Source organism: Streptomyces sp. sk2.1 (assembly GCF_008120935.1).
GTDB lineage: Bacteria > Actinomycetota > Actinomycetes > Streptomycetales > Streptomycetaceae > Streptomyces.
Window position 1 is genome coordinate 1 of sequence record NZ_RDBO01000138.1, and the last position, 897, is coordinate 897.

Consider the following 897-nt stretch of genomic DNA (forward strand, 5'->3'; position numbering starts at 1 on the left):
TCCCGAGGCCACACTCGACGCCTACCGGTCCTCCCTCGAAGGCGCCCAGTACACCGTGGTCGACATCGGCGGCACGTTCACCGCGAGCTCGGGCACGACCGCCGTGCAGATCACCACCACCACCGACACCGTGATCCTCACACTCGCCGGCGCCTGACACCGGCGCACCCGTGCGCCGGTACGCTACGGCGCATGGAAGCAGGGGGGATGCTCGCCGACCGGTACCGGCTGCTCGCGCCGATCGCGCGCGGCGCCCAGGGCACGGTCTGGCGGGCCGTGGACACGCGTCGCGGCGAGGAGGACGTTCGAGGGTTTGACGTCACGGTGTATGAGGTCGGCGGCATGTACCGCGGCGAGCGCGTCCAGGAGCTGTTCGGCCAGGAGCAGGCCCACGGCGGGCGGCAGCTCGCCGTAGTCGGCGAGGAGTCCGGCGAGCGTGCCGCCGCGGACCAGGGGCAGCACCAGCCATGCCTCGCCGTCGCGGACGAACCAGTCGACAGGGGCGAGGACATGGGGGTGTCCGATGCGTACCGACTGCTCGCACACGAGCCGCAGCAGCGACTCGATGTCGGCGTCGCCGGTGACCTTCACCGCCACGTCCTCGCCGCGACGCGTGTCCACGGCCCGCCAGACCGTGCCCTGGGCGCCGCGCGCGATCGGCGCGAGCAGCCGGTACCGGTCGGCGAGCATCCCCCCTGCTTCCATGCGCCGTAGCGTACCGGCGCACGGGTGCGCCGGTGTCAGGCGCCGGCGAGTGTGAGGATCACGGTGTCGGTGGTGGTGGTGATCTGCACGGCGGTCGTGCCCGAGCTCGCGGTGAACGTGCCGCCGATGTCGACCACGGTGTACTGGGCGCCTTCGAGGGAGGACCGGTAGGCGTCGAGTGTGGCCTCGGGA

At 72.2% G+C, this 897-nt stretch carries 1 protein-coding gene; it reads right to left on the reverse strand.

What is annotated here, in order from left to right; translation table 11 throughout:
• Nucleotides 1–183 precede the first annotated feature (183 nt).
• Nucleotides 184–705: a protein kinase domain-containing protein gene (locus EAO76_RS41425; protein WP_148841403.1), complete on the reverse strand. Its 522-nt coding sequence runs from the start codon at nt 703–705 to the stop codon at nt 184–186.
• Nucleotides 706–897 lie beyond the last annotated feature (192 nt).

Excerpts from the sequence above, each read along its gene's own strand:
- EAO76_RS41425 (WP_148841403.1), bottom strand. The coding sequence starts at position 705 with ATGGAAGCAGGGGGGATGCTCGCCGACCGGTACCGGCTGCTCGCGCCG.